The following is a 26,770-nucleotide window of genomic DNA, read 5'->3' on the forward strand; positions in this document are numbered from 1 at the left end:
CGGGGCCAGAACGGACGAGGCGCCGTTGGTCTTAGTGTTTATCGTCCCCCTGCCAGCGCAGATAAGCCGAGCGGGTAACAGCAGACACTGAATCCAGGACTTTCCGGTGATTGACCTGATGCCGCAGCATCAGCCGTGCATCGGCCACGGCGCGGGATTTGCAGAACCAATGGCAACTGTGCTGCAGCAGATACAACTCCGCCGAGAGGTGGTACGCGCGCTCTCTTGCGTCCCAGTGGCCTTCGTTGTCCACGACATGGCGCAAGCCGAGTGCATGGATGTGCAGCAGCTCACGAAAATCCCGTGTCATCGCGGGAAGAAAGCGCTCGATGTATGGCACGCAGAACGAGAGCGTGGACACGCGGGTGGCCTGTGGACTTTCCTTTTGCATGGCATCGGCCAGCGACTGCACTTGTGCCGCCACGGCGCGTTCGGTCTGGGCGAAGGTTTCCAGCACCTGTAGCTGGCGGTTCTCGGTGTCTTCGCGGATGGCGCGGGTGTAGCCTTGCGTCAGTGTTTCCATGTGGCGCTCCAGCTGCAAACCGCCCAGATGACGCCCCAGCAACGCAATGCGGGCGCGCTGATAGCGCACGCGCAGCACCTGCCATGCCGCGATAAGCACCAGCAGGATCAATGCAATATCCATTGCCTGTGTTCCTTCATTTCCCAAGCGGCACAAACCGGAATGAAAAAAGGGCCCGAAGGCCCTTTTTCAAGGATTTCCAGAACTCCGCGAAGGAGGTTGAAAATCAAAATTTGGAGCGGGAGACGAGTCTCGAACTCGCGACCTCAACCTTGGCAAGGTTGCGCTCTACCAACTGAGCTACTCCCGCATTTGCTTGTCTTGCGCCATCCGCGATCGTCGCGATCTGGGGCGGTGCCGGCAAGCGAGGGCGCAGTATACCCAATTTTTCAAAAGATGCTTTTTAGGGCGATTGAGCCCTGCCGACCAGCCTCGGTTCCTGCCTGGCGGCGGCCCTGTTGCGTCCAGTGATCGCCATCCATTGAAGATGCCGCGGCGCGGCAGTCGCCGGATCGCACCGCGCACCCTCTGGACGAGCCGAAAATAACTTCAAAAAATATCAACCAAATCCATATTGCTTCACTCATACGCGAGATCCAGAATTCTGTTCATGGACGCAAGGTGTCGTCCGAGGGCGGAAAATGGATACCAAGAACTCCACGAATCAGAGACAACTCACGGTCCGCATCTCGCGGGGAACCGAGGACGGAAGCTATTCCACTTATTCGGTGCCGTGGCGCGAGAACCAGACGGTTCTGGATGTGGTGACCGAAGTGCAGCGCACCCAGGAGCCGAACCTTTCGTACCGCTACGCCTGTCGCGTCGGCGTCTGCGGGTCCTGTGCCATGACGGTCAACGGCAAGCCCCGCTGGACCTGTCGCACGCATGTCAGCCGCGTCGAGGAAGGCGGGGTGATCGTGATCGAACCCTTGCGCAACATGCCGCGCATCAAGGATCTGGTCGTCGACATGAGCGAGTTCTTCCAGAAGTGGGCGCGCGCCGGCAATACCTTCGTCGGCACGGCCACGCGCAATGATCCGCCGGCACTGGTGTCGCCTCAGAGCAAGAAGCGCAAGCAGGCCGACGCCGCCATCGAGTGCATCAACTGCGGCGTGTGCTACGCGGCCTGTGACGTGGTGTCCTGGGATAAGGACTACCTGGGCCCGGCCGCCCTGAACCGGGCGTGGACGCTGTTCAACGACGAACGGCACGCAGACCCCAAGGACGTGCTGCGCAAGGCCACCTCCGGCAGCGGCTGCAACTCCTGTCATACCCAGGGCAGTTGCATGAAGCACTGTCCGGTAAGCCTCAGCCCCACGGGCAGCATTGCGGGATTGAAGCGCAGCGCCATCTTCAGCCTGCTCAAGGGGGGCTGACATGGAAGCTCGTCTTTTCGCGCTCCAGCGCCTGACGGCGATGGTGATGGCGCCGTTTGTCCTGGTGCACGTGGGCCTGGTCATCTACGCGGTGCGTGGCGGGCTGACCGCGGGCGAGATTCTCTCGCGCACGCAGGGCAACTGGTTCTGGATCGTCTTCTACGGCCTGTTCGTGCTGAGCGTGTCGGTCCATGTGCCGATCGGCGTGCGCAACATCCTGATCGAGTGGCTGCGGCTGGGCCGCGGCGCCGCGTCCGCCGTCGGGCTGGCGTTCGGTCTGGGACTGCTCATCCTGGGCGTGCGCGCCGTCGCGGCGGTGGGAGGGCTGATGCCATGAGATCCGCGCGCAACCATCAGGCCTACTGGGCCTTCCTCGGACATCGCCTCTCCGGCCTGGCGCTGGCCCTGTTCCTGCCCGCCCACTTCTACGTGCTGGCGATGGCGCTGGACCAGGCGCGGCTGGACGGATTCCTCAAGCTTGCCGACATGCCGGCGATGAAGTTCGGCGAATGGGGGCTGGTGCTGCTGTTGACCCTGCACATGTTTTTCGGGCTGCGCCTGCTCGCGCTGGAGCTGTTGCCCTGGAAGTCGCCGCGGGATGCGCGCGTCGCCTGGATCGGGTGGGGCTTTGCGGTCTCCATGGCGACGGGCCTGGTTTTCATCGCGGGAGTGATCTGAAATGCGGATCGAGAACATCAAGACGGACATTCTGGTGCTGGGCACCGGGGGCGCGGGCCTGTTCGCGGCGCTGCATGCCAAGAAGGCGAATCCGTCGCTGCAGGTGACGGTGACCGTGAAGGGCTTGCTGGGCAAGTGCGGCTGTACCCGCATGGTCCAGGGCGGCTACAACGTCGCGCTGGCCACGGGCGACTCGGTGGAACGCCACTTCATGGACACCATCGAGGGTGGCAAATGGCTGCCGCGCCAGGACCTGGCGTGGCGCCTGGTCGAAGGCGCGGTTGAACGGGTGCGCGAGCTGGAGAACGAGATCGGCTGTTTTTTCGACCGCAATCCCGATGGCACGCTGCATTCCAAGGCGTTCGCCGGCCAGAGCTTCGACCGCACCGTGCACAAGGCCGACTTGACCGGCATCGAGATCATCAACCGCTTGATGGAGCAGGTGCGGGCGCTGGACGTCGATGAACTGGAAGAGCATCGCGCCATCGAGCTGATTCCGGCCGCCGACGGCTCCGGCATCTCGGGCGTGCTGTTCATCGACATGCGGACGGGCGCCTATCGGTTCATCCAGGCCAAGGCCGTGCTGCTGGCCACCGGGGCCGGGCCGACGATGTACCGCTATCACACGCCCTCCGGCGACAAGACCTGTGACGGATTGGCCATGGCCCTGCGCTACGGCCTGAAGCTACGGGACATGGAGATGGTGCAATTCCATCCCACCGGCCTGCTGGGCGGGCCGGATACGCGCATGACCGGAACGGTGTTGGAGGAAGGGCTGCGCGGGGCGGGCGGCTATCTGCTCAACGGCGACGGCGAGCGCTTCATGGCCAACTACGACAAGCGCGGCGAACGCGCCACGCGCGACGTGGTCAGCCGCGGCATCTATGCCGAAATGCGCGCCGGTCGCACGGGCCCGATGGGCGGAGTCTATATCCAGATGAGTCATCTGGGTCCGGACAAGGTGGCCAAGACCTTCCCCGGCATGGTCAACCGCTGCAAGGATTGCGGCTTTGACCTGGCGGGCGGCAAGGTGGAAGTGGTGCCGACCGCCCATTACCTGATGGGCGGCGTCGAATTCAACGTGGACGGCTCGACGGCCTCGCCGGGGCTGTACGCGGCTGGCGAGGACTGCGGCGGCGTGCACGGCGCCAATCGCCTGGGCGGAAACGGCGTGGCCAATTCCACGGTGTTCGGCGGCATCGCGGGCGACGCGATGGCGGCCTATGTCGCCAAGTCCGGCCAGTGGCGCGATGCGGACCAGCGCATCATCGCGCGCGGCATCGAACGCGCCGAGTTCCCGTTTTCCCGGCCAACTGGGCGCATCCACGAGTTGCGCGACGCGCTTTCGCAAACCATGTGGGACGACGTCGGCGTGCTGCGCCGTCGCGAGGCTATGGAGCATGGCCTGGACGCCATCGCCGGCCACCGCGCCGCCTTGCGCGACATCGGCGTGGCGGACGGCGACCGCCGCTACAACCTCACCTGGCACGACTGGCTCAATATGGAAAGCCTGGTCGACATTTCCAAGGTCATCACGGTCTCGGCGCTGGCGCGCGAGAACAGCCGCGGTGCGCATTACCGCGAGGACTTTCCCGACGCTGGAGACCTGCACACCAGCCGCTACACGCGCGTGAGCGCGCAGGACGGCGAGGTGGCGTTGGAGATGGTTCCGGTTTCCTTCGACATCGTAAAACCCGGCGAATCGCTCATCGAGGGCGAGGCGGGCATTCCCCAGAACTAAGGCGCATCCCACCATGAGCATCCCTGTACAGAAAGTCGAAGAGGCGGCGTTGGAGATCATGCGCCGCGCGGCCATCGAGATTCCGGCCGACTATAAGCAAGGCATCCAGGAACTGCAGAAGAAGGAAACCGGCAAGCTGCCGCGCTTCGTCATCCATGCCATGGTGGACAACTGGGAGGCCGCCGATCAGGATCGGCGGCCCATGTGCGCCGATACCGGCCTGCCGCGCTACTACGTCAAGGTGGGCAACAACGCCTCGGTCGACAGTGGCTTCGTCGCGGTGGAGCGCGCGCTGCGCCACGCCACGGCCGAGGCCACGCTCAGCATTCCGCTGCGGCCCAACCGCGTCCATCCGCTCTGGCGCACCGACCACAACAACAACGTCGGCATCAACGCGCCCGAGGTCGAATGGTCGTTCGAGCCCGATACCGACTGGATCGAAATCACGACCGTGCACAAGGGCGGCCTGTTCGGCACCGACTACCGCATGCTGTTTCCCGGCGATGGCATAGACGGCATCAAGCGCTTCGTGCTGGACACGCTGATCGCCTTCGGCAAGCGCGGGCTGGCCTGTCAGCCGGCCATCGTCGGCATCGGGCTGGGCGGCTCCAAGGACACCTGCATGCAGCTGGGCAAACAGGCCGCCTGTCTGCGCACGGTAGGGGACCGCAACCCGGACCCCAAGGTGGCGGAACTGGAACTGGAACTGATGCAGCTGGGAAATTCCATCGGCATGGGCGCCATGGGGTTCGTGGGCTCCGGCATGGTGGTCGACTGCCATATCGAGTGCGGCTACACCCATACCGGGGGCATGCCCATCAGCCTGCATACCTTCTGCCTGTCTTCGCGCCGCGCCACCGCGCGGATCCATGCCAACGGGAAGATCGAGTACCGCACCGATCCCCAGTGGTTCACGCCCTACCTGCGCCGGGAGACGGTCGAATGGTAAGCAACGACGACGACATCAAGGTCTTTCACCTGGACCTGCCCGCCAAGCGCGAGGACATCGCCAAGCTCGAACTCGGCGCGGCCGTGTATCTGAGTGGCGTGGTCTACACGGCCCGCGAAGGCGTCTACAAGAAGGTGCTGGACCAGGGCCTGCCGCTGCCGGTGGACCTGCGCTCCCTCAGCAACGTCAACTTCCATTGCTCGCCGGCCGCGGCGCCGGATGGCCGCGGCGGCTACAACGTGGGCGCCGTTACCGCCACTGCCTCGTTCCGCTTCTCCAAGTGGATACCCCGCTGGCTGGAGGAGACCGGCTGCCGCATCCTGATCGGCAAGGGCGGCATGCCTGCCGACGACTACAAGCAGGTGCTGGCGCCGGGCGGCGCGATCTACCTGACCACCGTGGGCTATGGCACGGGCGCCTTGTTGGGCCGCGGCATCAAGCGGGTGCGCGAAGTGCATTGGCTGGATGAGTTGGGGATCGCGCAGGCGATGTGGCTGTTCGAGGTCGAGAACTTCGGGCCCTTCATCGTCGAGAGCGACCTCGAGGGCAACTCGCTCTTCGCCCAGCATGCCGAAGTCATCAATGCGGGCATCGAGAAGCTTTATGCCGGCTTGAAGCCGCCTGCCTTGCACCGCTATGGCGAGACCGACGACCGCAAGGATGAAGTGATGTAGGCGCGGCTGTGCGCCAGATCCGGCAACCGTGTACCTGACAGGGATACTTTGATGATCATCGACTTTAGGCTGCGGCCGCCTGTGGGCGGCTTCCTGGACACGCTGATGTACTCGGCGGGAGCGCGCCGCGACGGCTTTACCCGGACAGTGGGCTTCGAGCCCTCGGCTGCAGCGCAGCAGCAGTCGATGGCGCTGCTGCTCAAGGAGATGGACGCGGCGGGGATAGACCGCGGCGTGGTCGTGGGACGCCTGGCAGGCGTGCTGGGCAGCGTATCCAACGAGGATGTGCGCGGCATCGTCGCCGGGCACCCGGGCCGCTTCATCGGCGCCGCCTCCATCGATCCCACCGACAGGCGGCGCGCATGCCAGACCATCAGCCAGGCGGTCGAGGACGGTTTCAAGCTGGTCAATATCGAACCCGGCTCCTACCCGGTGCCGATGTACGCCGACGACAGGCGCCTCTATCCCATCTACGGCCACTGCGAGGACCTGGGCGTTCCGGTGATCATGATGGTCGGAGGCACGGCGGGCCCCGACCTGAGCTATTCGGACCCGATACGGACCGACCGGGTGCTGGCGGATTTTCCCGGTCTGAACGTCGTGATTGCCCATGGCGGGTGGCCCTGGGTCAACGAGATCCTGCATCTGGCATTCCGGCGGCAGAATCTGTGGCTGTCGCCCGATATGTATTTTTCCCGCATGCCGGGTTGGGAGGAGTATGTGAAGGCGGCCGACGGCTTTCTTGCGGACAGGATGCTCTACGCCAGCTCGTTCCCGTTCTGCCCCGTGCAGGGGTACAAAGAATGGTTCGAGACCTTGCCGATCCGGGAAGATAATCTCAGGAAAGTCATGGGGGGCAATGCGCGGCGGCTGCTAGGCATCTGACGCGGCATACTCCTCCTTCCCATAACGCTCGCCTACACCAGGACCCCCCTTGCATGGATATCCGGACGCTCTACACGCTGATCGCGATTGCAGACCACGGCAGCTTCGCCGAGGCCGGCAATACCATCGGCTTGTCGCTGTCGGCGGTGAGCATGCAGGTCCGCGCTCTCGAGGATGAACTTGGCATCACGATCTTCGATCGCAGCCGGCGTCCGCCGATCCTCACGGACACGGGCTTGGCGCTGGTGCACCGGGCGCGCGACCTGATCGCCCACTGGGAAAGCATGAGCGCCGCGCTGAAGAAGGGCACCTCCTCGGGACTGCTCAGGCTGGGCAGCGTCCATACCTGTGTTTCGGGCGTGCTGCCGCTGGCCCTGCGCCACTTGCAGAAGCAGGGGCATGGACTGGAAGTCCACGTCACCACCGGGCTTACGCATGACCTGGAACGTGCCATCTACCACCGCCAGCTGGACGTGGCGATCGTGACCGAACCCGATGCGCCGCGCTCGGGGCTGGATTTCCTGCCGTTCGTGGAGGAACAGCTGGTCGTCATCGCGCACCGTTCGGTAAAGGGCGCCAGCGATCAGGAGATCCTGGAGCAGACCCCTTATGTCCGCTTCAACCGCTCGGCGCGCGTGGGACACCTGGTTCAGGAAGAGATGGTGCGCAGGCGTATCACGGTGCGTTCGGCCATGGAGATCGACAACCTGGAAGGCGTGATCGCCATGGTGGCCAATGGCCTGGGCGCCTCGGTGGTGCCGGCCTGCCGCGGCAGGAACGAGTTTCCGCCGGGTATCCGCGTTATTCCGTTCGGCTCGCCGACGGTCACGCGCCGGCTGGGCATCCTGGCGCCGAAGGAGAACCCGCGAGCCCATCTTACGCAGTTGTTGCTCGATGCATTGAAGTCAGTCTGCGCCGGCCAGCGCGACCTCACGGAGCAGGCCGGTCCCGGCCAGTAGTTCTTAGTCTGGTAGTTCTGTAGTTCAGCAGCCTAGTAGTCCGCAGAAAAACACCGCAACGCCCCGAAAAAATCGAGCCATCGGCCCGAGGGTCAGTTGCTGCCTGGCGAATCGTCAGCCGGCCCCGAGCCGGCAGGCTTCGCCGTCCCGCGAACTGAAGGAGACAAACCCATGAAAGACGAAACTCAACCCAATAACGCGCGCCGCCGTATCGTCAAGACGCTGGGCTGTGGCCTGGCGCTTACGCCGTTTCTGGCCCTGCCAGCGCGAGCCGAATGGCCATCGGACAAAGTCATACGCATGATCGTTCCGTTTTCGGCGGGCGGCGCCACCGACCTGCTGGGCCGCGCGCTGGCGGCCGAGCTGGGCAAGGGCCTGAAGCAGAGCGTGATCGTCGAGAATCGCGCGGGCGCCGGCGGCAGCGTGGGCGCGCAGGCCGTCGCCAGCGCGCCGGCGGACGGCTACACGCTGTTGCTGGCGTCGGGCAGCATGTTCACGGTCAACCAGTTCATCTACAGCAAGCTGCCTTACTCGCTGGCTGACTTCAGCCCCATCGGCAAGGTGGCCAACGGACCCATGGTGCTCACCGTCAATGCCAATTTACCCGTCAAGAACACGCGGGAACTGATCGAATACGCCCGCGCCAGGCCGGGCAAGCTCAGCTTCTCGTCCGCCGGCGTGGGCAGCCAGACGCATATGGCGGGAGAAGCCTTCAGCGACGCCGCGGGGATCGAGCTCATGCATGTCCCATACAAAGGCGAAGGCCCGGCCTATACGGATCTGATGGCGGGCGTGATCGAAGTCGCCGTGGGCAACATCAATGCCATCGTCCCCTTGCTCAAGGGCGGGCGCCTGCGGGCGCTTTCGGTGACAGGCAAGGAGCGCTCAGCGCTGCTGCCGGACGTGCCCACCACGGCGGAGGACGGCGTGCCGGGTTTCGAGTTCACTGGTTGGTTCGCGCTGCTGGCGCCGGCAGGCACGCCCCAGACGTCCGTCGACCGGCTGCTGGCCGATGCCAGGACGGCGGTCGAACAGCCGAACATGCAGCGCTATCTGGCTGACCAGGGCATGTCCGCGACCATCGTGCCGCCCGCCCAGCTCAGGGACGAGATCGCCAGGGAGTCGGCCAAGTGGAAGGCGCTGGTGGAGAAAAAGAAGATCACCGCCAGCTGAGGCTACGTTGCGGGCCTGTGGCGCTCACTGGCCCGCCCTTACTTTTCATGTTCACCTTGCACGCATCATGCCGCCCGATTCCCTTGTTGTCGCCGCTCCCGTCGTCTTGGTCGCCTACGTCGTCTTTGGGATGACGGGATTCGGCGCGGCCATGGTGGCCGTGCCGGTCCTGGTCCAGTTCATGCCCTTGCAGTTCGCCGTGCCGCTGGTGGTGCTGTTCGACCTGGCCTGCACCGCGCTGGTGGGCGGCAGCAACTGGCGGCGCGTGTCCCTGGTCGAGCTCAAGCGGCTGTTTCCCTGGCTGCTGCTCGGGATAGGCCTGGGCGTCACGCTGCTGCACAACGCCGGCGCCCGCTGGCCCTTGATACTGCTGGGCAGCTTCGTGCTGGCCGTGTGCATCAAGGGCCTGCGCGGCGCGCGGGCGACGACGACGGCGCCGTTGAACACTTTTTGGGCGTTGCCGTTCGGCGTCTTCGGCGGCATCTTCAGCGCGCTGTTCGGGACCGGCGGACCGATCTACACCATCTATCTGTCGCGCCGGCTGGATGCGCTGGATCAGTTCCGTGCCACGATCTCGGTGGTCATCCTGGCCAGCGGGCTGATCCGGGCGGCGGCCTTCGGCGCCGCCGGACTGTACGCGCAGCCGGAAATCCTGTCCGCCGCCGCCGTGTTGCTGCCGGTGGCCCTGGTTGGCCTGTATGGCGGTTCCCGCCTCAGGACCCGGGTTTCCCCGGAACTGCTGAAGCGGGCCATCTTCCTCTTGCTCGCGATAGCTGGCGCGGGCGCCATCTATCGCGGATGGGTCTCGCCTCCGTGAGGCGGACGCCTGCTACTTGGCCGTCGGCATGGCGAACTCGGCTCCCTTGCCGATGCTTTCGGGCCAACGCTGCATGATGGACTTCTGCCGGGTGTAGAAGCGCACGCCTTCCTCGCCATAGGCATGCATATCGCCGAACAGGCTGCGCTTCCAGCCGCCGAAGCCATGCCAGGCCATGGGCACCGGGATGGGCACGTTGATGCCCACCATGCCGACTTCGATGCGCCGGCCGAATTCGCGCGCCACGTTGCCGTCGCGGGTGAAGCAGGCCACGCCGTTGCCGAACTCGTGGGCGTTGATGAGGTCCACCGCCGCTTTCAGGTCCTTCACGCGCACGCAGCCCAGCACAGGACCGAAGATTTCTTCCTTGTAGATGCGCATGTCGGGCGTGACGTGGTCGAACAGCGTGCCGCCCATCCAGAAGCCGTCGCCGCAGCCTGCGCCCGCTTGCGAGCCCTGGAAACCACGGCCGTCCACAAGCAGCTGCGCGCCTTCTTGCACGCCAAGGTCGATGTAGCCGCTGATGCGTTCGTGAGCGGCCCGGGTCACGATGGGACCCATCTCGGCGGCGGGGTTCTCGCCGTCCAGCACCTTCAGCGTCCTGGTGCGCTCGATCAACCGGGGCAGCAACCGGTCGGCCACGTCGCCCACCAGCACCGCCACGCTGATCGCCATGCAGCGCTCGCCGGCCGAGCCGTAGCCGGCGCCGACCAGCGCATCGACCGCCTGGTCGATGTCGGCGTCCGGCATCACGACCATGTGGTTCTTGGCGCCGCCCAGGGCCTGCACGCGCTTGCCATGGCGGGCGCCGGTCTCGTAGATGTAGTTGGCGATAGGCGTGGAGCCCACGAAGCTGATCGCCTTCACGTCCGGGTGTTCCAGCAGCGCGTCCACCGCCACCTTGTCGCCCTGCACCACGTTGAACACGCCATCCGGCAGGCCGGCCTCGCTCAGCAGCTCGGCGATGCGCAGGGAGGCGCTGGGATCGGTGGGGCTGGGCTTGAGCACGAAGGTGTTGCCCGCCGCGATCGCCACGGGGAACATCCACATGGGCACCATCACGGGGAAGTTGAACGGCGTGATGCCCGCTACCACGCCCAGCGGCTGGCGCAGCGTCCAGTTGTCGATACCGGTGGAAACCTGCTCCGTGTGGGCGCCTTTCAGGAGCTGGGGGACGCCGCAAGCGAACTCGACGATGTCGATGCCGCGGGTGACTTCGCCTTGCGCGTCGCTGAAAACCTTGCCATGCTCGGCGGTAATCAGGTGGGCCAGTTCATCGCGATGCTTGTTCATCAGTTCAAGAAACCTGAACAGCACGCGGGCGCGGCGGATGGGAGGAGTGTCCGCCCATTGCGGAAATGCCGCCCGGGCGCTGGCCACGGCGCGGTTTACCTCGTCGGGCGTGGCCAGGGCCACCTGCTTGGCGACGACGCCCGTGGCCGGGTTGTAGACGGGCTGGCGGCTGCCAGTCCCATCGACGAGGCTGCCGCCGATGTAGTGTCCGGCATCGCGGGATTGGGCGCTGGCATTGCTTGCGGTCATGGCTGGCTCCTGTGCTCATGCATGGTGTTCTGGAGCTGGCAATGTCGCGCATTGCCGTCCGGCCGTCGAGACCAGAGGGCTGGAATCAGTGTTTGATGTTTCGAACAATGGAGCAGGGCATGACGAAAACCAGGCGTCTGGAAGATCTGTGGTCGCATATCCATTGCCTTGGGGTGCTGGCCGATACCGGCAGCTACACGGCGGCCGCGCGCCGCCTGCAGATCAGCAAGGCCTCGGTGAGCCAGCGCATCGTGGAGCTGGAGCAGGCGGCTGGCGTGCCCCTGGTGCGCCGCACCACCCGCAGCGTAGGCCTGACCGAGGCGGGGCAGAGCCTGGTCGACCAGACCGCGGCGGCTTTCCTGCGCATCGAGGAGGGCTTCTCGGCCGTGCGGGATCTGTCCGAGGGGCCGCGCGGCGTGCTGTCCGTGACCGCGCCCGTGGCCCTGGGGCGCCAGGTCATTGCGCCGCTGATACCGGAATTCCTGAAGCGCTTTCCCGACGTGCGGATCCAGCTGGAACTCAGCGACCATCTGGCGTCCCTGGCGACCGAAGGCTTCGATCTGGCGATCCGGCACGTGGCCGGCGTGCCGGACACGCATGTTGCCTCGGTCATCTGCGAGACGCGCTCCGTGCTGGTTGCCACCCCGGAATACCTGGCGCGGCACGGCACGCCGAAGATACCGATGGATCTGGCGGCCCACAATTGCCTGCATTACCTGCGGCGCAGCGGCAGCGCTACCTGGTCGTTCGAGTCGCGTGACGGGGACAAGCGCGTGGCGGTGCCGGTACGCGGCAGCTTCACGGCCAACAACAGCGAAGTGCTGAGAGAGGTGGCGGCCGGATCCCTGGGAATCGCGCTGCTGCCGGATTTCAGCGCCAATCAGGCCTTGCGCGGCGGAGCCCTGGTCGAAGTACTGCACGGCTGGCGGGTCGTGGGCGACTACGCGGAGCGGCTGTATGCGGTCAGGCCCTACACGCCGCGCGTGCCCCTGACCGTATCCTCGTTCGTCGGCTACCTGCGCGAGGCGATCCCGGCGTCCACTGGACTAGGCGGGCCACCAGGAGCGGGGGGCGAGGCAGGCTAATTGACCTGCAGCCCGGCCTTGGCCACCAGGTCGGCGTAGATCGCGGCGCCCTGGTTGACGTACTTTTCCGTCTCGGCGGGCGACAGGACGTGGGGGATGCCGCCGAAGTTGGCGTTGCCGGCGATCCATTTCGGATCCTTTGAGATCTGCTTGAGCACCGCAGCCCATTTGGCCACGGCCTCGGGACTCATATCGGGCGGCCCGAACAGTCCGCTCCAGCCTATGACCGCTTCGAGCTGAGGCAGTCCCAGCTCGCGGGCGGTCGGTATGTCGGGGAATTGCGCCAGGCGCTCCGGCGTGGTCGTCAGCAGGGCGCGCAGCTTGCCGCTGGCGAGTATGCCTGTCATTGAACTCAGGTTGTTGCAGGCGAAGTCGGCGTCCTTGCTGAGGACCGCCAGCGCGACCTCATTGCCGCCCTTGTACGGGACGCTGACCACGGCATCGGGCTTCAGGCCGAGACTGCTGAGCAGCAGCTGGGGCGCGAGGTTCTGCACCGTAGCCGGGCCGGAATGGCTGTAGTTGAGCTTGCCGGGCTGTGCCTTCATCGCCTGCGCCAGATCGCGGATCGTCTTGTAGGGGCTGTCCGGGTGGACGACACAGACCACAGGGTTCAGTTCCAGCAATCCGATGAAGGTGAAGTCCTTCGAGGTATAGGGCGTGGTCTTGGGCTGCAGCGCGGGCAGCAACACCTGGGAACCTATCCGGCCCATCAGCAGCGTGTAGCCGTCGGGGGCGGCATTCTTCACGGCGGTCGAGCCGATCGCGCCGTTCGCCCCGGCCTTGTTGACCACGACGATGGGCTGGCCAAGCACGCCTTGCGCGGCGGCGGACAGATTGCGGGCCGCCATGTCGGCGTCGCCGCCGGCGCTGAACGGAACGATGAGCTGGACTGGCTTGGCGGGATAGGTTTGGGTGTATGCCAGGCCGGGAAGCGTGGCGAGCATGCAAATCGCGGCGCGAGCGAACGCGCCCGGCCAGCGGCCGGTAGGGCTGATCATGGGAAGTCTCCTGTCGTGCTAAGGGACGTAACCGGACTGCAGCTGTGCTCGATGCCTCGAGGTCAATGACCGGTCGCGGACTGCGTTGATGCGCTGAATACCGGGGCGGGCTCGCCCGCCAGGGAAACGTTGATGCAGGCGGGTAGCCCGCTGTTCGCCGCCTTGCCCAGGGCGTTGGCGAGGCCGTCGCTATCCTGCGCGGCAAAGCCCGTTCCGCCGAGCGCCGTGGCGACGTCGTGGTAGCGCGCGGTCGGCGCAAGTTCGCAGCCGATCAGCCTGTGCGGGCTATAGGTGCGCATCTGGATCAGGTGTTCCGCGTTCCAGCGCAGGTCGTTGCCGATCACGGCGATGATCGCGGCCTGTTCGCGCACCGCCGTGTCCAGCTCCATCAGGTGGAAGCCTGCGGTGCCATCGCCCATGAGCGCGACCACGGTTGCGTCGGGCTGCGCGAGCTTGGCGGCGATCGCGTAGCAGATGCCCGCGCCAATTGCGCCGGACATGCCGTTGATGATGCGTACCGGCGCCTGGCAGTAGGCCTGTGCCCACTGGCCGAACTCGCCGCCGTCGCAGACCAGGATGGGATTCGGGACGGAGGCGAGAAACGCCTGGACCGTCTCGCAAAGCGCGCGCGGTCCCAATGCGCCGGCGGCGGACGAGGCGGAATTCAGTGTGGTCCGGTTGCGCAGCGCTTCGTCCACGCGCGCGCGCCATGGGGCGCGCTCGGTCGGAGCTGGTGTCGCACGCATCGCGGACAGTGCGACATAGGGATCGCCCTGTAAGGCCAAGGCAAGTCGTTCGCCCAGCAGGCGGCTCGCGCGTTCCAGCATGGCGGGATCCGGGTCGATCGCTACGACCTGGGCCGTCTTGCCCAGCGCGCCCGTGCCGCCGAAGCCCAGCGTGAAGTCCAGGGACTTGCCTGCCAGTACGATAAGGTCCGCCTGCGGCATGAGCGCGGCCAGGGAACCGAGGGAAGGATCCTTCAGGCCGCGCGGGCTTTCCATGGGGATGATGCGCGCCGTAAGCGCTTCTTCCAGCATCTCGCGGACGGCACGCATATAGGGGCGCGCGCCCGTGGGGCCGGCCAGCACCAGGGGGCGCTGCGCGGTATTCACCAGCGCGGCGAGTTTTTCCAGGCCGGCTGCGTCCGCTGGGGCGGCCTCGCGGCTCTGCGCTGCGGCGGGCAGCTCCGCCAAGCCGGTCTCGGCGGTCATCAGGTCGAAGGGCAGGGCCAGATGCACCGGCCCGCGCCGGGGCGCAAGCGCCTGCGCCACCGCGCTTTCGAGCGCGGGGTAGAGTTCCTGCGCGCTCCGCGGACGCAGCGAAAGCTTGGTCAACGGACTGGTGATGGCGACCTGGTCCAGTTCCTGGAATGCGCCCATGCCGTCCTCGGCGACGGAGGAGTCGCCGGAAATGAGAAGTACAGCGCTTTCCGCCTGCGACGCCGAGTACAAGGGCGCGAGGCCGTTGGTGATGCCCGGCGCCGCGGTCAGCATCGCGACGCCGAGTTCGCCGGTGATCTGGGACCAGGCGTCCGCCATGAAGACGGCGGCCGCCTCATGCCGCACGTGGATGATGCGGATGCCTGCGTCGATACAGGCATCGTAGAGCGGCATGATCTGATTGCCGGACAGGCTGAAGATGGTCTTGACGCCCAGGCGTTGCAGCGTACGGATAATCAACTGAGATCCAAGCACCTGTGTCTCCGAGGGCCGCGCTGGTAAACGCCGCGCGCCTGTTTTTATACCGGCTATGGGAGAGTTCAGTGTATCGGCTATCCGTGGCGTGTTGGTTGATGTTTTTTGAACCTAGAGGGCGGCTCGCGGGCCGTCCCTATCGGTCTGCGCCGCGATCGCCTCGCGCACGCCTTGCCCGTAGGCCGGATCGGCCTGGGCACAGTTGGCGATGTGGCGCTCGATGACTTCCTCGGACGCGCCGCGGATCGCGCGGGCGGTGTTCTCGAATAGTCTTTGCTTTTCATCGGCCGCCATCAATCGGAACAGGTCGCCGGCCTGGGAGAAATAGTCGGCATCTTCCCGGTGGTTCCAACGGGCCGCGGCGCCGCTCAGGTCCAGTGGCGGTTCGGAGTAGTCCGGCTGCGCCTGCAGGGCGCCATGGCTGTTGGGCGTGTACGCGGGCGCGCTGCCGCCGTTGCCATCCACGCGCATGGTCCCGTCGCGGTGGTAGCTGTGGAACGGACAGCGAGGCGCATTGACCGGGATCTGCGGATAGTTCACGCCCAGACGATAGCGTTGCGTGTCGCCATACGAGAACAGGCGGCCTTGCAGCATCTTGTCCGGTGAGAACCCAATGCCGGGCACGATCACCGCGGGGCTGAACGCGGCCTGTTCGACCTCGGCGAAGAAATTCTCCGGATTCCGGTTGAGCTCCAGGACGCCGACCTCGATCAGCGGATAGTCCTTGTGCGGCCAGACCTTGGTCAGGTCGAAGGGATTGAGATGATAGGTATTGGCTTCGGCCTCGGGCATGATTTGCACGTACAGGGTCCAGCGCGGGAATTCGCCCCGTTCGATCGCTTCGTACAGGTCGCGCTGGTTGCTTTCGCGGTCCGCCGCGATGACCTGGCCGGCTTCGGCGTCCGTCAGGTTCCGGATGCCTTGTTGGGTCTTGAAGGTGAACTTGACCCAGAACCGCTGGTTGGCGGCGTTGATGAAACTATAGGTGTGGCTGCCGAACCCATGCATGTGGCGATAGCTCTTGGGAATGCCGCGGTCGCCCATGATAAGCGTCACCTGGTGCAGGGTCTCGGGCAGCAGGGTCCAGTAGTCCCAGTTGTTCTGCGGGCTGCGCATGCCTGTGCGCGGATCGCGCTTGACGGCCCGGTTCAGGTCGGAGAACTTCAGCGGATCGCGCACGAAGAAGACAGGCGTGTTGTTGCCGACCAGATCCCAGTTGCCTTCTTCGGTGTAGAACTTGAGGGCAAAGCCGCGGATGTCGCGCTCGGCATCGGCCGCGCCGCGTTCTCCGGCCACGGTGGAGAATCGCGCGAACATGTCGGTCCGCTTGCCGATCTGGCTGAAGATCCTGGCCTTGGTGTAGCGCGTGATGTCATGGGTCACGGTGAACGTGCCGAAGGCGCCGGCGCCCTTGGCGTGCATGCGCCGCTCCGGTATCACCTCGCGGTCGAAGTGCGCCATCTTCTCCAGGAACCAGACGTCCTGCAAAAGCGCAGGCCCGCGCGGACCGGCGGTCATGGTGTTGTCGTCGTCGGCAACGGGGGCGCCGAATGCGGTGGTGAGTTTGCTCATGATGGGCTCCTTGCGTTGTTGACGTGGCAGCGGCCTTCAAGAGCGGGTGCATCGCAGCGGCCCCGGATCCGGCCACGTGAGGTTCAGGCGTATTGCTCGATGGGGGAGTGGTCTTCCAGGCGCAGCACGCGGCCGTCGATGACCAGAGATGGCAGGCGGGTGATGCCCAGGGCGCTGGCCCGTGCGGCGTGTTCGGGTTGCCGCGCGAGGTCGAACGATTCGTAGCGATGCTGTGGCGTCGTGAACACCGCCGCTATGTTGCGATCGATACTCAGGCAGAGGTTGCAGCCGTCGTGGAACAGGGTGACTTGAATCAAGGCGATCTCCTTCGTATGCCGCCAGGGCGGATGCCCTGGCGATTCCGGTTTTAAGGGGAGAATCGCCAGGCCGATCTTGGAGGCGCGGGCTGGAATCGAACCAACCTCAAGAGATTTGCAATCTGCCGCATGACCACTCTGCCACCGCGCCATCTGATTTGTCCTAGGACGTAATGCATGGTACGCAAGCGGGGCGAGGCGTGGACTTCCGCGAATCCAGGAATATTGTCCTAACGTCCAGGATGAATGACGCAGGACATAGATATGTACGTCATAGGCCGAAGAGGAGCGCGGACTCTTGGGAGTGAGCCGGGGAGGGCGCGGCGGCGCTGTGCGGGAAGGGGCCCGATGCGGGCGCGGAAATGAAAAAAGGGCCCGAAGGCCCTTTCTCAAGGATTTCCAGAAAGGATCTGGAAATCAAAATTTGGAGCGGGAGACGAGTCTCGAACTCGCGACCTCAACCTTGGCAAGGTTGCGCTCTACCAACTGAGCTACTCCCGCATGGGTTCTGCACTTGAAACAGCCAGAACCTGTTTTCTTATTCACTCTGATCAACTTGGTTATCGATCAGAAGGCGCGCATCTTACATGATTTTTTTGAGCTTGTCTTGGCCTGTGCTTTTTTGGCTTTGTTCACTGCGAGCAGCTTTCGAACAAAACCCGAAACTCAGGGCAAGCACTCAATCAAGTAATATGAGCGAAGACAGAAACTATAGCAATCCGCAGCATCCATGTCAAATTTGCCGGTCCCAACCCATCCGTCCCCCGCCTTGTTCCCCGTCAGCCAGGATCTTACCCGGCTGAACACGCTGGGTCTGGAGTCGCGGGCCGGGACCTTCGTGACTCTGGAGGATCCGGCGCAGCTGCCGGCGCTAACGGAACTGGCGCGCGCGGCGTCCTCCCTGCTGGTGCTGGGCGGCGGCAGCAATCTGGTGCTGCCGCGACACGTGCAGGGGCTGGTGGCGCGAGTTGCCTTCAAGGGCGTGCGCCTGCTGGAGGCCGGGTCGGATGCCTGGCTGGTCGAGGCAGCGGGTGGCGAGACCTGGCACGGTTTCGTCGAAACCTGCGTGAACCAGGGGTGGGACGGGCTGGAGAACCTGGCGCTGATCCCCGGCACGGTGGGCGCGGCCCCGGTGCAGAACATCGGCGCCTACGGCGTCGAACTGCAGGAGCGTTTCCATAGCCTGACCGCCTGGGATGTGCGCGCAGGCCGTCTGGTCGAAATGAGCGCGGCCGATTGCCGCTTTTCCTATCGCGACAGCGTGTTCAAGCACGATGAGCCGGGGCGGTGGGTCATCGTCAGCGTGCGCTTTTCCTTGCCGCGGCCCTGGCGGCCGGTGCTGGGTTACCCCGACCTGCAGCGCCATGCGCGATTGGCAGAGGGCGCGGCGATTGCGCGCGATATCTTCGACGCGGTGTGCGAGATCCGCCGCGCCAAGCTGCCCGATCCGGCGGTGACGGGCAATGCGGGCAGCTTTTTCAAGAATCCCATCGTATCGTCCGAGGTGCGCGACGCCTTGCTCGGCCGTTTTCCTGGCCTGGTGTCGTACGCCCAGCCGGATGGCGGCTACAAGCTGGCGGCTGGCTGGCTGATCGACCAGTGCGGCTGGAAGGGCCGCACGCTGGGGGCTGCGGGTGTGCACGAGCGCCAAGCCCTGGTACTGGTCAACCGCGGCGGAGCTACGGCTGCGGACATCATGGGCCTGGCGCATGCCATCCAGGAAGCGGTGTCCGAACGTTATGGCGTGCGGCTGGAACCGGAACCCGTGGTGGTGTGAGGCTATTTCGGCCTGGCAAGAAAAAGGACCCCGCAGGGTCCTTTTTTTGTCGGCGAGGGCGGCTCAGAAGCCCAGCACGGACTGCATGTCGTACAGGCCGTTGTGCTTGCCGTCCAGGAACCGGGCTGCGCGCAGGGCGCCTTCCGCGTAGGTGGCGCGGCTGGCCGAGCGGTGCGTGATCTCGATGCGTTCGCCGGTGCCGCAGAAGGACACCGTGTGGTCACCGACGATGTCGCCGCCGCGCAGTACGGAGAAACCGATGGTGCCGGGTTTGCGCACGCCGGTATCGCCGTGCCGGCTCCAGGTGGCGACGTCCGGCAGGGCCACGTTCCAGGCCGAAGCGATGGTTTCGCCCATTTTCAGCGCGGTGCCCGAGGGCGCGTCGACCTTATTGCGGTGGTGCGCTTCGAACACTTCGACGTCGTAGCCGGAGTTCAGGATGCGCGCGGCCATGTCCAGCAGCTTGAGCGTGGCGTTGACGCCCACGCTCATGTTGGGCGCGAAGACGATGCCGATCTTCTGGGCGGCGACTTCGATCTCGGCGCGGCCGTTGTCGTCGAAACCGGTGGTGCCGATCACGGCGTTCACGCCGTGCTTGACGCAGGCCTGCAGGTGTTCGAGCGTGCCTTCCGGACGGGTGAAGTCGATCAGGCAGTCGGCCTGGGCCAGTGCGTCGAGATCATCGGTGATGGCCACGCCGGTCTGCTTGCCCAAGGGCGCGCCGGCATCCTGGCCCAGCGCGGCCGAGCCCTGGCGGTCGAGCGCCACGGCGAGCTGCAGCCCGGAGGCGTTCAGGACGGCTTCGATCAGCATCTGGCCCATCCGGCCGCTGGCGCCGGCAATTGCAATACGCATGGATAGTCCTTGGTGTTACTTGAGCGGCTCGGGGGCGTTGCCCGGCTGGCCAGGATACTGGTTGAGGGGGCTGACCGGTGCGGCGGCGTCGCGCTTGCGCTGGTCTTCCTCTTCCTTCTGGCGGGCTTCGTCTTCCGTGAGGCGCTTGTCCGCCTTTTCGTCGGCGACGGCGTTGGGCGTATTGATCTGGTACGGCTGCAGGTCAGGCTGCTTGTCGCCTTCCCAGCGGGTCAGGCGGTCGTTTTCGAACCAGACCGTGAATTTGCGTTCCTGGGCGTCGCCGTAACCGGGCTTGTAGTAGTAGGGGTAGTCCCAGCGGTTGGCGTGCAGCACGCTGGTCAGCGTCGGGCTGCCGAGGGCGAAGCGCACCTGTTCGCGCGTCATGCCGGGCTGCAGCAGGGCCACCTGCTCCTGGGTGATCCAGTTTCCTTGCTGGACGCCGGCTTTGTAGGGGAAGCCCCACTTGTCCCCCGAGCATCCGGCCAGGGCGACGGCCAAGGCGGCCACCGCCAGGCCGGTCTTCAGCGAGCGGGAGGGAATTCGTGCAATCATGGACACTACGCGCCCCTATTATTTGGAAGCAGACAAAACCGTTATCATAAAGGTTTCATAAGGATAGTTCCGCGTGGCGGCATGATTTCGGTGAGCCGGCTCGCGGTGAACCTATCCTGCCCATGCCAACGCGGACGGAGAGCGATTACACCATGAGCGACCAAAGCGAACTGAAGAACATGGGTTTGAAGGCGACGTTCCCCCGCCTGAAAATTCTTGATATTTTCCGGAAATCGGATCAACGGCACCTGAGCGCCGAAGACGTCTATCGCGCCCTGATCGGCGAAAACGTCGAAATCGGGCTGGCTACCGTCTACCGCGTCCTGACCCAGTTCGAACAGGCCGGCATTCTTGCCCGCAGCCAGTTCGACAGCGGCAAGGCGGTGTTCGAGCTCAACGACGGCGATCATCACGATCACCTGATCTGCACGAACTGCGGCAAGGTGGTCGAGTTTTCGGACCCCGAGATCGAAAAGCGTCAGCAAAAGATTGCCAAGGACAACGCCTTCGCGCTGGAAAGCCACGCCATGGTGTTGTACGGCATTTGCGGCAGCTGCATGAAGGGCCGCTGATCCTGGTCCGGTAGTCCAGCCCGCGGCCACGCTCGCAGCGGGTATGCGAGATCCAAAGCCCCTTCAGGTTGAAGGGGCTTTTTTTGCGTGATGAAATCCGGCGTTACCGCCGCGCGTGCCGTTGCGGGGCGGGGCTTTCAGTCCTGCCCGAAGCCAGCCAGCATTTCGCGGGCATGTTCGCGGGTGGTTGCGGTGAGCTTGATGCCGCCCAGCATGCGCGCGATTTCCTCGACGCGGGCGGGAGCGTCCAGTTCTTCGATGCTGGAACGGGTCGCGCCGCGCGATTCGGCCTTGCTGACCAGGAACTGGTTATTGGCGCAGGCCGCGACCTGGGGCAGGTGGGTCACGCACAGGACCTGATGGCGTTCGCCGAGTTCGCGCAGCAGCTTGCCGACGGCCTCGGCCACCGCGCCGCCGACGCCGCTGTCGACTTCGTCGAAGATCAGCGTGGGCACGCGCGCGGCGCGGCTGGCGATGACGGACAGCGCCAGCGAGATCCGCGACAGTTCGCCGCCCGAGGCCACCTTGGCGAGCGGGCGTGGCGTGGTGCCGGCGTGGCCGGCCACCAGGAATTCGACCTGCTCGTTGCCATGTGCGGAGGGCGCCGATGCGGCCAGGGTGGGCTCGAACCTGCCACCCTGCATGGCCAGCGTCTGCATGGCCTGCGTGACCTGCTTGCCGAGGTCCTTGGCGACCTTGCGGCGCGCCGTCGTCAATTTCGCCGCGCCAGCGTCGTACTGCGCCTGCGCGGCCTGCGCCTGGGCACGCAGGGCATCGATGTCGCCCGCTGCCTGCAGGGCGGCGAGCTGCGCATGCAGCGTGTCGCGCAGTTCGCAGAGCGCATCGGGTTCGACGCGGAATTTTCGGGCGGTTTCGAACACCAGCCCCAGGCGCGCCTCTACAGTCACGAGCCGCTGCGGATCGAGGTCGACGCGGCTGACGTAGTTGTTGAGGTCCGACACGGCCTCGCTGATGGCGATGCGCGCCGATTCCAGTTCATCGTGCACGCCTTGCAGGCCGGGGTCATGGCGCAGCATCTGCTGGATGCGATGGTTGGCAGACGTGAGCCGGTGGTGCGCGGAGTCGCCTTCGCCGTCGAGGGCGTCAATGATCTGCGTGGCGCCGTCCAGCAGCGATTGCGAGTGCGACAGGCGAGTGTGTTCGGACTGCAGCGCGTCCCATTCGTCGGGGCCGAGGTTCAACTGGTCGAGTTCGTCGACTTGCCATTGCAGGCGGTCGCGTTCGGTGGCCAGGCTGGCGGCGTCTTTTTCGGCGGACTCCAGCTGGCGCGCCAGCGCGCGCCACTGCTTCCAGGCCTGGCCGACCGCGTTGCGCAGTTCGCCATGGCCGCCGTGAGCGTCCAGCAGGTCGCGCTGGGCGTCGGCGCGCATCAGGCTTTGGTGCGCATGCTGGCCGTGGATGTCGACCAGGCTGTCGCCCAGTTCGCGCAACTGCGCCACGGTGGCGGGCGTGCCGTTGATGTAGGCGCGGCTGCGGCCCTGGGCGTCGATCACGCGGCGCAGGGACAGCTCTGCGTCGGCGTCGATCTCGCGCTCTTGCAGCCAGGCGACCAGCCCCTTGGGCGTGTCGAAGACCGCGGTGATGTCGGCGCGCGGCGCGCCTTCGCGCAGCATGCTGGCGTCGCCGCGTTCGCCCAGCGCGAGCGCCAGCGCGTCCACCAGTATGGATTTGCCCGCGCCGGTTTCGCCGGAAAAGACGCTGAAGCCGGGGCCGAAATGGATCTCGGTCTGTTCGACGATGACGAAGTCGCGGATATGCAGGGTGCGCAGCATGTCGGGGCGCTTACTACTCTACGTTGTCGGAGGCTTCGGGCATCAGGTTCCAGTGCAGCTTGCGGCGCAGGGTGGAGAAGAAACTGTAGCCTTCGGGATGCACGAAGCGGATGGTATAGGGGGCGCGCTGCACGACGATGCGGTCGCCCGGTTGCAGGTCGGACCAGGTCTGCATGTCGAAATGCACGCTGGCGCCGACTTCGACGCGGCCCATGGCCGTGAGCGTCATGTTCAGCACGCCGGAGTCGGGGATGACGATGGGGCGGTTGGACAGCGTTTGCGGCGCCACGGGCACCAGCACCATGGCATTCATGCCGGGATGCAGGATGGGGCCGTTGGCGGACAGCGCGTACGCGGTGGAACCCGTGGGGGTGGCGATGATCAGGCCGTCGGCGCGCTGCGTGTACATGAAGGCGCCGTCCAGCTCCACCCGCACTTCGATCATGCCGCCGCGTCCCGCGCGGTTCAGCACCACGTCGTTCAGGGCGGAGGCGGAATACATCTTCTGGTCGCCGCGCCACACGCTGCCTTCCAGCAGCATGCGTTCTTCGATCTGGAAGCTGCCTTCGAGCACGCGCGCCAGTGCAGCGTGCGCGTCCTGCAGCGCGATGTCGGTGATGAAGCCCAGGCGCCCGTGGTTGATGCCGACCAGCGGCATGCCATACGGCGCCAGGTGGCGGCTTGCGCCCAGCACGGTGCCGTCGCCGCCCATGACCACGGCCAGCGACGCGGTCTTGCCGATTTCCTCGAGCGTGGCGACGGGGTATTCGGTCAATCCGGTATTGCGCGCCGTGTCCGCATCGATGAGCACTTGCCGGCCCGCTTGCGTCAGCGCGTGGGCCAGTGCTCTCAGCGGTGTGTCCAGGCCGGTATCCTGGTATCTGCCGATCAGGGCTACGGTAGGAAAGTGCATGGCTGCTTGCGTATCAAAAAGGCCGGACCCAAAGCCGAAACCAGCCCGGAATGGGTGGTTTAGCCGATTATATGGGGCCGCATATGCGCTTGCGGGACAAAAATCGCCTCAATTGAAAAAGATTCCCTAAAATACTTGTTATGGATGACCGCGCACGCGCACTACTGAAAGCGTTGATCGAACGCTATATCGCCGATGGGCAGCCAGTCGGCTCGCGGACGCTATCGAAAGTATTCGACTTGTCCCCGGCCACGATCCGCAATGTGATGTCGGATCTCGAAGAACTAGGACTGATCCACAGCCCGCACACCTCCGCCGGCCGCGTTCCCACGCCGCGGGGCTACCGCATGTTCGTCGATTCGCTGCTGGCGGTGCAGTCCTACCAGCTCGAGCCGCACAACATGGGCGAGATGCTGGCGGCCGCCGAACCCACCCGGGCCGTTAACGCGGCGGCGGCGCTGCTGTCCAACCTGACCCAATTCGCGGGGGTGGTGCTGACGCCCAAGCGCGCCCAGGTTTTTCGCCAGATCGAATTCATCCGCCTGTCCGACAAGCGCGTGCTGCTCATCATCGTCACGCCCGACGGCGATGTCCAGAACCGCATTCTTTTTGTCCAGCGCGATTACGCCGAGGCGGAATTGCTGGAAGCCGGCAATTTCTTCAACATGCACTTTGCCGGCAAGTCCTTCAACGCGGTGCGCCAGACGCTGTCGACCGAACTGGCGCAGCTGCGTGAGGATATCTCGCGCTTGATGCAGGCCGCGGTCGAAGCCAGCGCGGAGGCCGCCGAGGACGGCGACGCCATGGTCATCTCCGGCGAGCGCAAGCTGCTGGATGTTACCGACATCGCCTCCGACATGGACCGCCTGCGCAAAATGTTCTCGCTGTTCGAGAAAAAGACCGACCTGTTGCAGCTGCTGGACGTGTCTACCCGCGCCCAGGGCGTGCAGATCTACATCGGCGGCGATTCGCAGCTGGTGCCGATGGAAGAGGTCTCGGTCATCACCGCGCCTTATGGCGTGGACGGCAAGGTTGTGGGCACGCTGGGCGTCATCGGCCCCACCCGCATGTCCTATGAACGCGTCATTCCCATTGTGGATATCACGGCGCGCTTGCTGTCCAACGCCCTCAGCCATAACCAGTAGGTCCATCCGAAGCTACGTCCTCCTCGCGGAGGAAGGGGAGTGTTTGTGTTTCTTCGCCTGTTCAAGTACCTGTGGCCTGAGCGTTATCTGCCGGAACCCGAGCAGGAAGACCCCTTCGACGAAGACCCCGCGCCGCGCGGGCCCGGCAAGGTCGGTGTGCTGCTGGTGAACCTGGGTACGCCGGACAGTCCGGGCAAGCAGGACATACGCAAGTATCTGGGCGAGTTTCTGTCCGACCCGCGCGTGATCGAGATCCCGCGCTATCTGTGGAAGCCCATCCTGCATTGCCTGGTCCTGACCTCGCGGCCCAAGAAGCTGGAGCCGCGCTATGCCGGCGTCTGGCTGAAGGAAGGTTCGCCGCTGATGGTGTACAGCCAGCGGCAGGCCGACGGCGTGCGCGCCGCCCTGGCCGGGGCTGGCATCGACGCGGTGGTGGAGCTGGGCATGCGCTACGGCAATCCTTCGATCCCCGATGCCATCTCGCGCCTGCGCAAGCAGGGCTGCGAACGCATCTTGACCGTCCCGCTCTATCCCCAGTACGCCGCCAGCACTACCGCCACGGTGGTGGACGCGGTCACCCGCCACGCCGGCCGCCTGCGCGACCAGCCCGAGCTGCGCTTCATCAAGCGCTTCCACGAAGAGCCAGCCTACCTGGACGCGCTGGCCGGCCGGATCGAGCGCTATTGGCAGGAACACGGCAAGCCGCAGAAGCTGGTCATGAGCTTCCATGGCCTGCCGCGCTATTCGATCGAACTGGGCGATCCGTACTACCGCGATTGCATGGATACCGCGCGCCTGCTGGGCCAGCGCCTGTCGCTGCCGCGCGAACAGATCGAGGTGACCTTCCAGAGCCGTTTCGGCACCGCCCGCTGGCTGGAACCCTACACCGAACCCACCCTCAAGGCGCTGGCCGCTGCAGGGGTGACCGAGGTCGATGTGGTGTGTCCGGGTTTTGTGGCAGACTGTCTGGAAACCCTGGAAGAGATCAGCCTGGAATGCCGCGACGCCTTTATTGGGGCCGGCGGCAAGCGCTTCCGCTACATTCCGGCGATCAACGACGATCCGGCCTGGATCGCGGGGCTGGCCGACCTGGTGGCACGCCACTTGCAGGGGTGGCCCACGCAAATCACGGACTTGAAGGAGAAGGCGCATGCACCATGATCCCAAGACTGGCAAGGTCGTCAAAAAGGGGCAGGTCAGCACCCCTGTGGACGAAGATCAGGTGGAACACGAACTGGACGAGGCGCTCGCCGAGACCTTTCCCGCCAGCGATCCCATCGCGATCAGCCCCGAGCCCGACGAGGATCGGGCCGTGGACCGCGCCCTGAAGGACAGTTTTCCCGCCAGCGACCCGGTCGCGCCCGCGCAACCGCACAAGAAGTAGCTTTCGGCGGCAGGTGTCCGCCGTTAGCCGGATGGCAGCGGAACGCGCCGAATTTATGCTTGCGGTCTGAGATTTGACGGCATTTGGCAGAAATTGGGCGGATTCTTGATTACATTCCGCCTGTCTCTGCTGCCCGGCGCCGTCAGGGAATATTTGCTTTCCCGGGCTTGAAATAGGGGTATTGGCCCCCATTCATGTCTGCGAAAGCCATACTTTTTGGAGGATTCCCCATGACGGCACCCAACGAGCCTGTAGACCAGACGCCCGAAGTCGGCCAAAACGCCGATGCGGCCTCCGCCGCCGAGGACGCCATGCAGGCCGAGCTGAACGAGTTGCGCGCCCAGCTGGACGCCGCCCAGGCTACCGTCAACGAGCAGCAGGACCAGCTTCTGCGCATCCGGGCCGAAGCCGAGAACGTGCGCCGCCGCGCCCAGGAAGACGTGTCCAAGGCGCGCAAGTTCGGCATCGAGTCTTTCGCTGAAAGCCTGGTTCCGGTCAAGGACAGCCTGGAAGCCGCGCTGGCCCAGCCTGACCAGACCGTTGAAACGCTGCGCGAGGGCGTGGAAGTGACGCTCAAGCAATTGACGGCCGGTTTCGAGCGCAATCTGCTCAAGGAAATCGCGCCGGTGCAGGGCGACAAGTTCGACCCGCACCAGCATCAGGCCATTTCGTCCATACCCGCCGAGCAGCCCGCCAATACCGTGGTGCAGCTGCTGCAGAAGGGCTATGCCATCGCCGACCGGACCCTGCGCCCGGCCTTGGTGGTGGTGTCCGCCGGCCAGGGCTGAACAGGCTG

28 protein-coding genes and 3 tRNA genes are annotated in these 26,770 nt (G+C 65.2%); 17 read left to right on the top strand and 14 right to left on the bottom strand.

Translation table 11 applies throughout. The annotated features are described in order from the left end of the window. Positions 1-31: 31 nt before the first annotated feature. From IPU70_RS22470 to IPU70_RS22480, 3 genes are all read right to left on the bottom strand, one after another. Complete coding sequence (locus IPU70_RS22470; RefSeq protein WP_013391778.1) at positions 32-646, bottom strand: hypothetical protein; 615 nt, start codon at positions 644-646, stop codon at positions 32-34. A gap of 111 nt (positions 647-757) precedes the next feature. Beyond that, positions 758-833 (bottom strand) — tRNA-Gly (locus tag IPU70_RS22475). A gap of 79 nt (positions 834-912) precedes the next feature. After that, a complete protein-coding gene (locus IPU70_RS22480) occupies positions 913-1,110 on the bottom strand; it encodes a hypothetical protein (RefSeq protein ID WP_207470479.1) in 198 nt (65 codons plus the stop codon). A gap of 54 nt (positions 1,111-1,164) precedes the next feature. On the opposite strand from IPU70_RS22480, the gene IPU70_RS22485 reads away from it, so the two are divergent. The 10 genes from IPU70_RS22485 (at position 1,165) to IPU70_RS22530 (ending at position 9,775) form a co-directional block, all read left to right on the top strand. Next, positions 1,165-1,899, top strand: a complete 735-nt coding sequence (locus IPU70_RS22485) for a succinate dehydrogenase/fumarate reductase iron-sulfur subunit (RefSeq protein ID WP_013391836.1) — start codon at positions 1,165-1,167, stop codon at positions 1,897-1,899. A gap of 1 nt (position 1,900) precedes the next feature. Next, the gene (locus IPU70_RS22490; protein ID WP_207470481.1) at positions 1,901-2,236 is read left to right on the top strand and encodes a succinate dehydrogenase; all 336 of its coding nucleotides are present in this window, start codon (positions 1,901-1,903) and stop codon (positions 2,234-2,236) included. Further along, the gene (locus IPU70_RS22495) at positions 2,233-2,577 is read left to right on the top strand and encodes a succinate dehydrogenase (protein WP_013391838.1); all 345 of its coding nucleotides are present in this window, start codon (positions 2,233-2,235) and stop codon (positions 2,575-2,577) included. The genes IPU70_RS22490 and IPU70_RS22495 overlap by 4 nt, the downstream gene beginning before the upstream one ends. Before the next feature lies 1 nt (position 2,578). Further along, positions 2,579-4,318 carry an L-aspartate oxidase gene (locus tag IPU70_RS22500; RefSeq protein WP_207470483.1) on the top strand — a complete coding sequence of 580 codons (1,740 nt, stop codon included), beginning with the start codon at positions 2,579-2,581 and terminating at the stop codon, positions 4,316-4,318. A 13-nt stretch (positions 4,319-4,331) separates the two neighbouring features. After that, positions 4,332-5,267: a fumarate hydratase gene (locus IPU70_RS22505; protein WP_013391840.1), complete on the top strand. Its 936-nt coding sequence runs from the start codon at positions 4,332-4,334 to the stop codon at positions 5,265-5,267. After that, positions 5,261-5,941 carry a fumarate hydratase C-terminal domain-containing protein gene (locus tag IPU70_RS22510; RefSeq protein WP_207470485.1) on the top strand — a complete coding sequence of 227 codons (681 nt, stop codon included), beginning with the start codon at positions 5,261-5,263 and terminating at the stop codon, positions 5,939-5,941. Before IPU70_RS22505 ends, IPU70_RS22510 begins: the two co-directional genes overlap by 7 nt. Before the next feature lie 51 nt (positions 5,942-5,992). Continuing rightward, positions 5,993-6,826 carry an amidohydrolase family protein gene (locus tag IPU70_RS22515; RefSeq protein WP_207470487.1) on the top strand — a complete coding sequence of 278 codons (834 nt, stop codon included), beginning with the start codon at positions 5,993-5,995 and terminating at the stop codon, positions 6,824-6,826. Positions 6,827-6,879: 53 nt separating this feature from the next. Beyond that, positions 6,880-7,785, top strand: coding sequence for a LysR substrate-binding domain-containing protein (locus tag IPU70_RS22520; protein WP_207470489.1), 906 nt, complete (start codon positions 6,880-6,882; stop codon positions 7,783-7,785). 171 nt (positions 7,786-7,956) lie between these two features. Further along, a complete protein-coding gene (locus tag IPU70_RS22525; protein ID WP_207470491.1) occupies positions 7,957-8,958 on the top strand; it encodes a tripartite tricarboxylate transporter substrate binding protein in 1,002 nt (333 codons plus the stop codon). Positions 8,959-9,025: 67 nt separating this feature from the next. After that, complete coding sequence (locus IPU70_RS22530; RefSeq protein WP_207470493.1) at positions 9,026-9,775, top strand: sulfite exporter TauE/SafE family protein; 750 nt, start codon at positions 9,026-9,028, stop codon at positions 9,773-9,775. Positions 9,776-9,787: 12 nt separating this feature from the next. Here IPU70_RS22530 and IPU70_RS22535 read toward each other — a convergent pair whose 3' ends face one another. Then, a complete protein-coding gene (locus IPU70_RS22535) occupies positions 9,788-11,317 on the bottom strand; it encodes a CoA-acylating methylmalonate-semialdehyde dehydrogenase (protein ID WP_207470495.1) in 1,530 nt (509 codons plus the stop codon). A 119-nt stretch (positions 11,318-11,436) separates the two neighbouring features. Between IPU70_RS22535 and IPU70_RS22540 the strand changes: the two genes are divergently transcribed. Next, positions 11,437-12,402: a LysR family transcriptional regulator gene (locus IPU70_RS22540; RefSeq protein ID WP_207470497.1), complete on the top strand. Its 966-nt coding sequence runs from the start codon at positions 11,437-11,439 to the stop codon at positions 12,400-12,402. On the opposite strand, the gene IPU70_RS22545 is transcribed toward IPU70_RS22540, so the two are convergent. From IPU70_RS22545 to IPU70_RS22570, 6 genes are all read right to left on the bottom strand, one after another. Next, complete coding sequence (locus IPU70_RS22545; RefSeq protein WP_207470499.1) at positions 12,399-13,400, bottom strand: tripartite tricarboxylate transporter substrate binding protein; 1,002 nt, start codon at positions 13,398-13,400, stop codon at positions 12,399-12,401. The two genes, IPU70_RS22540 and IPU70_RS22545, sit on opposite strands and share 4 nt — an antisense overlap. A 62-nt stretch (positions 13,401-13,462) precedes the next feature. Next, positions 13,463-15,079, bottom strand: a complete 1,617-nt coding sequence (locus IPU70_RS22550; protein ID WP_242702646.1) for a thiamine pyrophosphate-binding protein — start codon at positions 15,077-15,079, stop codon at positions 13,463-13,465. Between the two features lie 126 nt (positions 15,080-15,205). Then, on the bottom strand, positions 15,206-16,666 hold the full coding sequence (locus IPU70_RS22555) for a catalase (RefSeq protein WP_207470503.1): 1,461 nt from the start codon (positions 16,664-16,666) through the stop codon (positions 15,206-15,208). A gap of 83 nt (positions 16,667-16,749) precedes the next feature. Further along, positions 16,750-16,983 carry a hypothetical protein gene (locus IPU70_RS22560; RefSeq protein ID WP_207470505.1) on the bottom strand — a complete coding sequence of 78 codons (234 nt, stop codon included), beginning with the start codon at positions 16,981-16,983 and terminating at the stop codon, positions 16,750-16,752. Between the two features lie 77 nt (positions 16,984-17,060). Then, a tRNA-Cys gene (locus IPU70_RS22565) sits at positions 17,061-17,134 on the bottom strand. Between the two features lie 274 nt (positions 17,135-17,408). Beyond that, positions 17,409-17,484: transfer RNA gene (locus tag IPU70_RS22570), tRNA-Gly, on the bottom strand. A 229-nt stretch (positions 17,485-17,713) separates the two neighbouring features. On the opposite strand from IPU70_RS22570, the gene murB reads away from it, so the two are divergent. Beyond that, positions 17,714-18,760 carry a UDP-N-acetylmuramate dehydrogenase gene (gene murB / locus IPU70_RS22575; protein ID WP_207470512.1) on the top strand — a complete coding sequence of 349 codons (1,047 nt, stop codon included), beginning with the start codon at positions 17,714-17,716 and terminating at the stop codon, positions 18,758-18,760. A gap of 63 nt (positions 18,761-18,823) precedes the next feature. Here the strand turns inward: murB and dapB are convergent, their stop codons facing one another. Both dapB and IPU70_RS22585 read right to left on the bottom strand, forming a co-directional pair. Further along, the gene (gene dapB / locus IPU70_RS22580; RefSeq protein WP_207470514.1) at positions 18,824-19,615 is read right to left on the bottom strand and encodes a 4-hydroxy-tetrahydrodipicolinate reductase; all 792 of its coding nucleotides are present in this window, start codon (positions 19,613-19,615) and stop codon (positions 18,824-18,826) included. A gap of 15 nt (positions 19,616-19,630) precedes the next feature. Then, on the bottom strand, positions 19,631-20,167 hold the full coding sequence (locus tag IPU70_RS22585; protein ID WP_013391854.1) for an outer membrane protein assembly factor BamE: 537 nt from the start codon (positions 20,165-20,167) through the stop codon (positions 19,631-19,633). A gap of 152 nt (positions 20,168-20,319) precedes the next feature. Between IPU70_RS22585 and fur the strand changes: the two genes are divergently transcribed. After that, the gene (fur, locus tag IPU70_RS22590) at positions 20,320-20,739 is read left to right on the top strand and encodes a ferric iron uptake transcriptional regulator (RefSeq protein ID WP_013391855.1); all 420 of its coding nucleotides are present in this window, start codon (positions 20,320-20,322) and stop codon (positions 20,737-20,739) included. A 137-nt stretch (positions 20,740-20,876) separates the two neighbouring features. Here fur and recN read toward each other — a convergent pair whose 3' ends face one another. Both recN and IPU70_RS22600 read right to left on the bottom strand, forming a co-directional pair. Then, on the bottom strand, positions 20,877-22,532 hold the full coding sequence (recN, locus tag IPU70_RS22595; protein WP_207470516.1) for a DNA repair protein RecN: 1,656 nt from the start codon (positions 22,530-22,532) through the stop codon (positions 20,877-20,879). Positions 22,533-22,545: 13 nt separating this feature from the next. Next, positions 22,546-23,445, bottom strand: a complete 900-nt coding sequence (locus IPU70_RS22600; protein ID WP_013391857.1) for an NAD kinase — start codon at positions 23,443-23,445, stop codon at positions 22,546-22,548. Between the two features lie 140 nt (positions 23,446-23,585). Here IPU70_RS22600 and hrcA point away from each other — a divergent pair, with 140 nt between their 5' ends. The 4 genes from hrcA to grpE all read left to right on the top strand — a co-directional run bounded on the left by hrcA (position 23,586) and on the right by grpE (position 26,762). Beyond that, complete coding sequence (gene hrcA, locus IPU70_RS22605) at positions 23,586-24,590, top strand: heat-inducible transcriptional repressor HrcA (protein ID WP_013391858.1); 1,005 nt, start codon at positions 23,586-23,588, stop codon at positions 24,588-24,590. 45 nt (positions 24,591-24,635) lie between these two features. Further along, positions 24,636-25,751: a ferrochelatase gene (gene hemH, locus IPU70_RS22610; protein ID WP_207470550.1), complete on the top strand. Its 1,116-nt coding sequence runs from the start codon at positions 24,636-24,638 to the stop codon at positions 25,749-25,751. Next, entirely contained in the window at positions 25,741-25,974 is a 234-nt protein-coding gene (locus IPU70_RS22615) for a hypothetical protein (protein WP_207470518.1), read from the top strand. Before hemH ends, IPU70_RS22615 begins: the two co-directional genes overlap by 11 nt. Before the next feature lie 230 nt (positions 25,975-26,204). Further along, the gene (gene grpE / locus IPU70_RS22620; RefSeq protein ID WP_013391861.1) at positions 26,205-26,762 is read left to right on the top strand and encodes a nucleotide exchange factor GrpE; all 558 of its coding nucleotides are present in this window, start codon (positions 26,205-26,207) and stop codon (positions 26,760-26,762) included. Positions 26,763-26,770: the final 8 nt, after the last annotated feature.

Origin of the sequence: Achromobacter sp. SD115, from assembly GCF_017355315.1 — a bacterium.
Taxonomy (GTDB): domain Bacteria; phylum Pseudomonadota; class Gammaproteobacteria; order Burkholderiales; family Burkholderiaceae_B; genus Achromobacter; species Achromobacter xylosoxidans_B.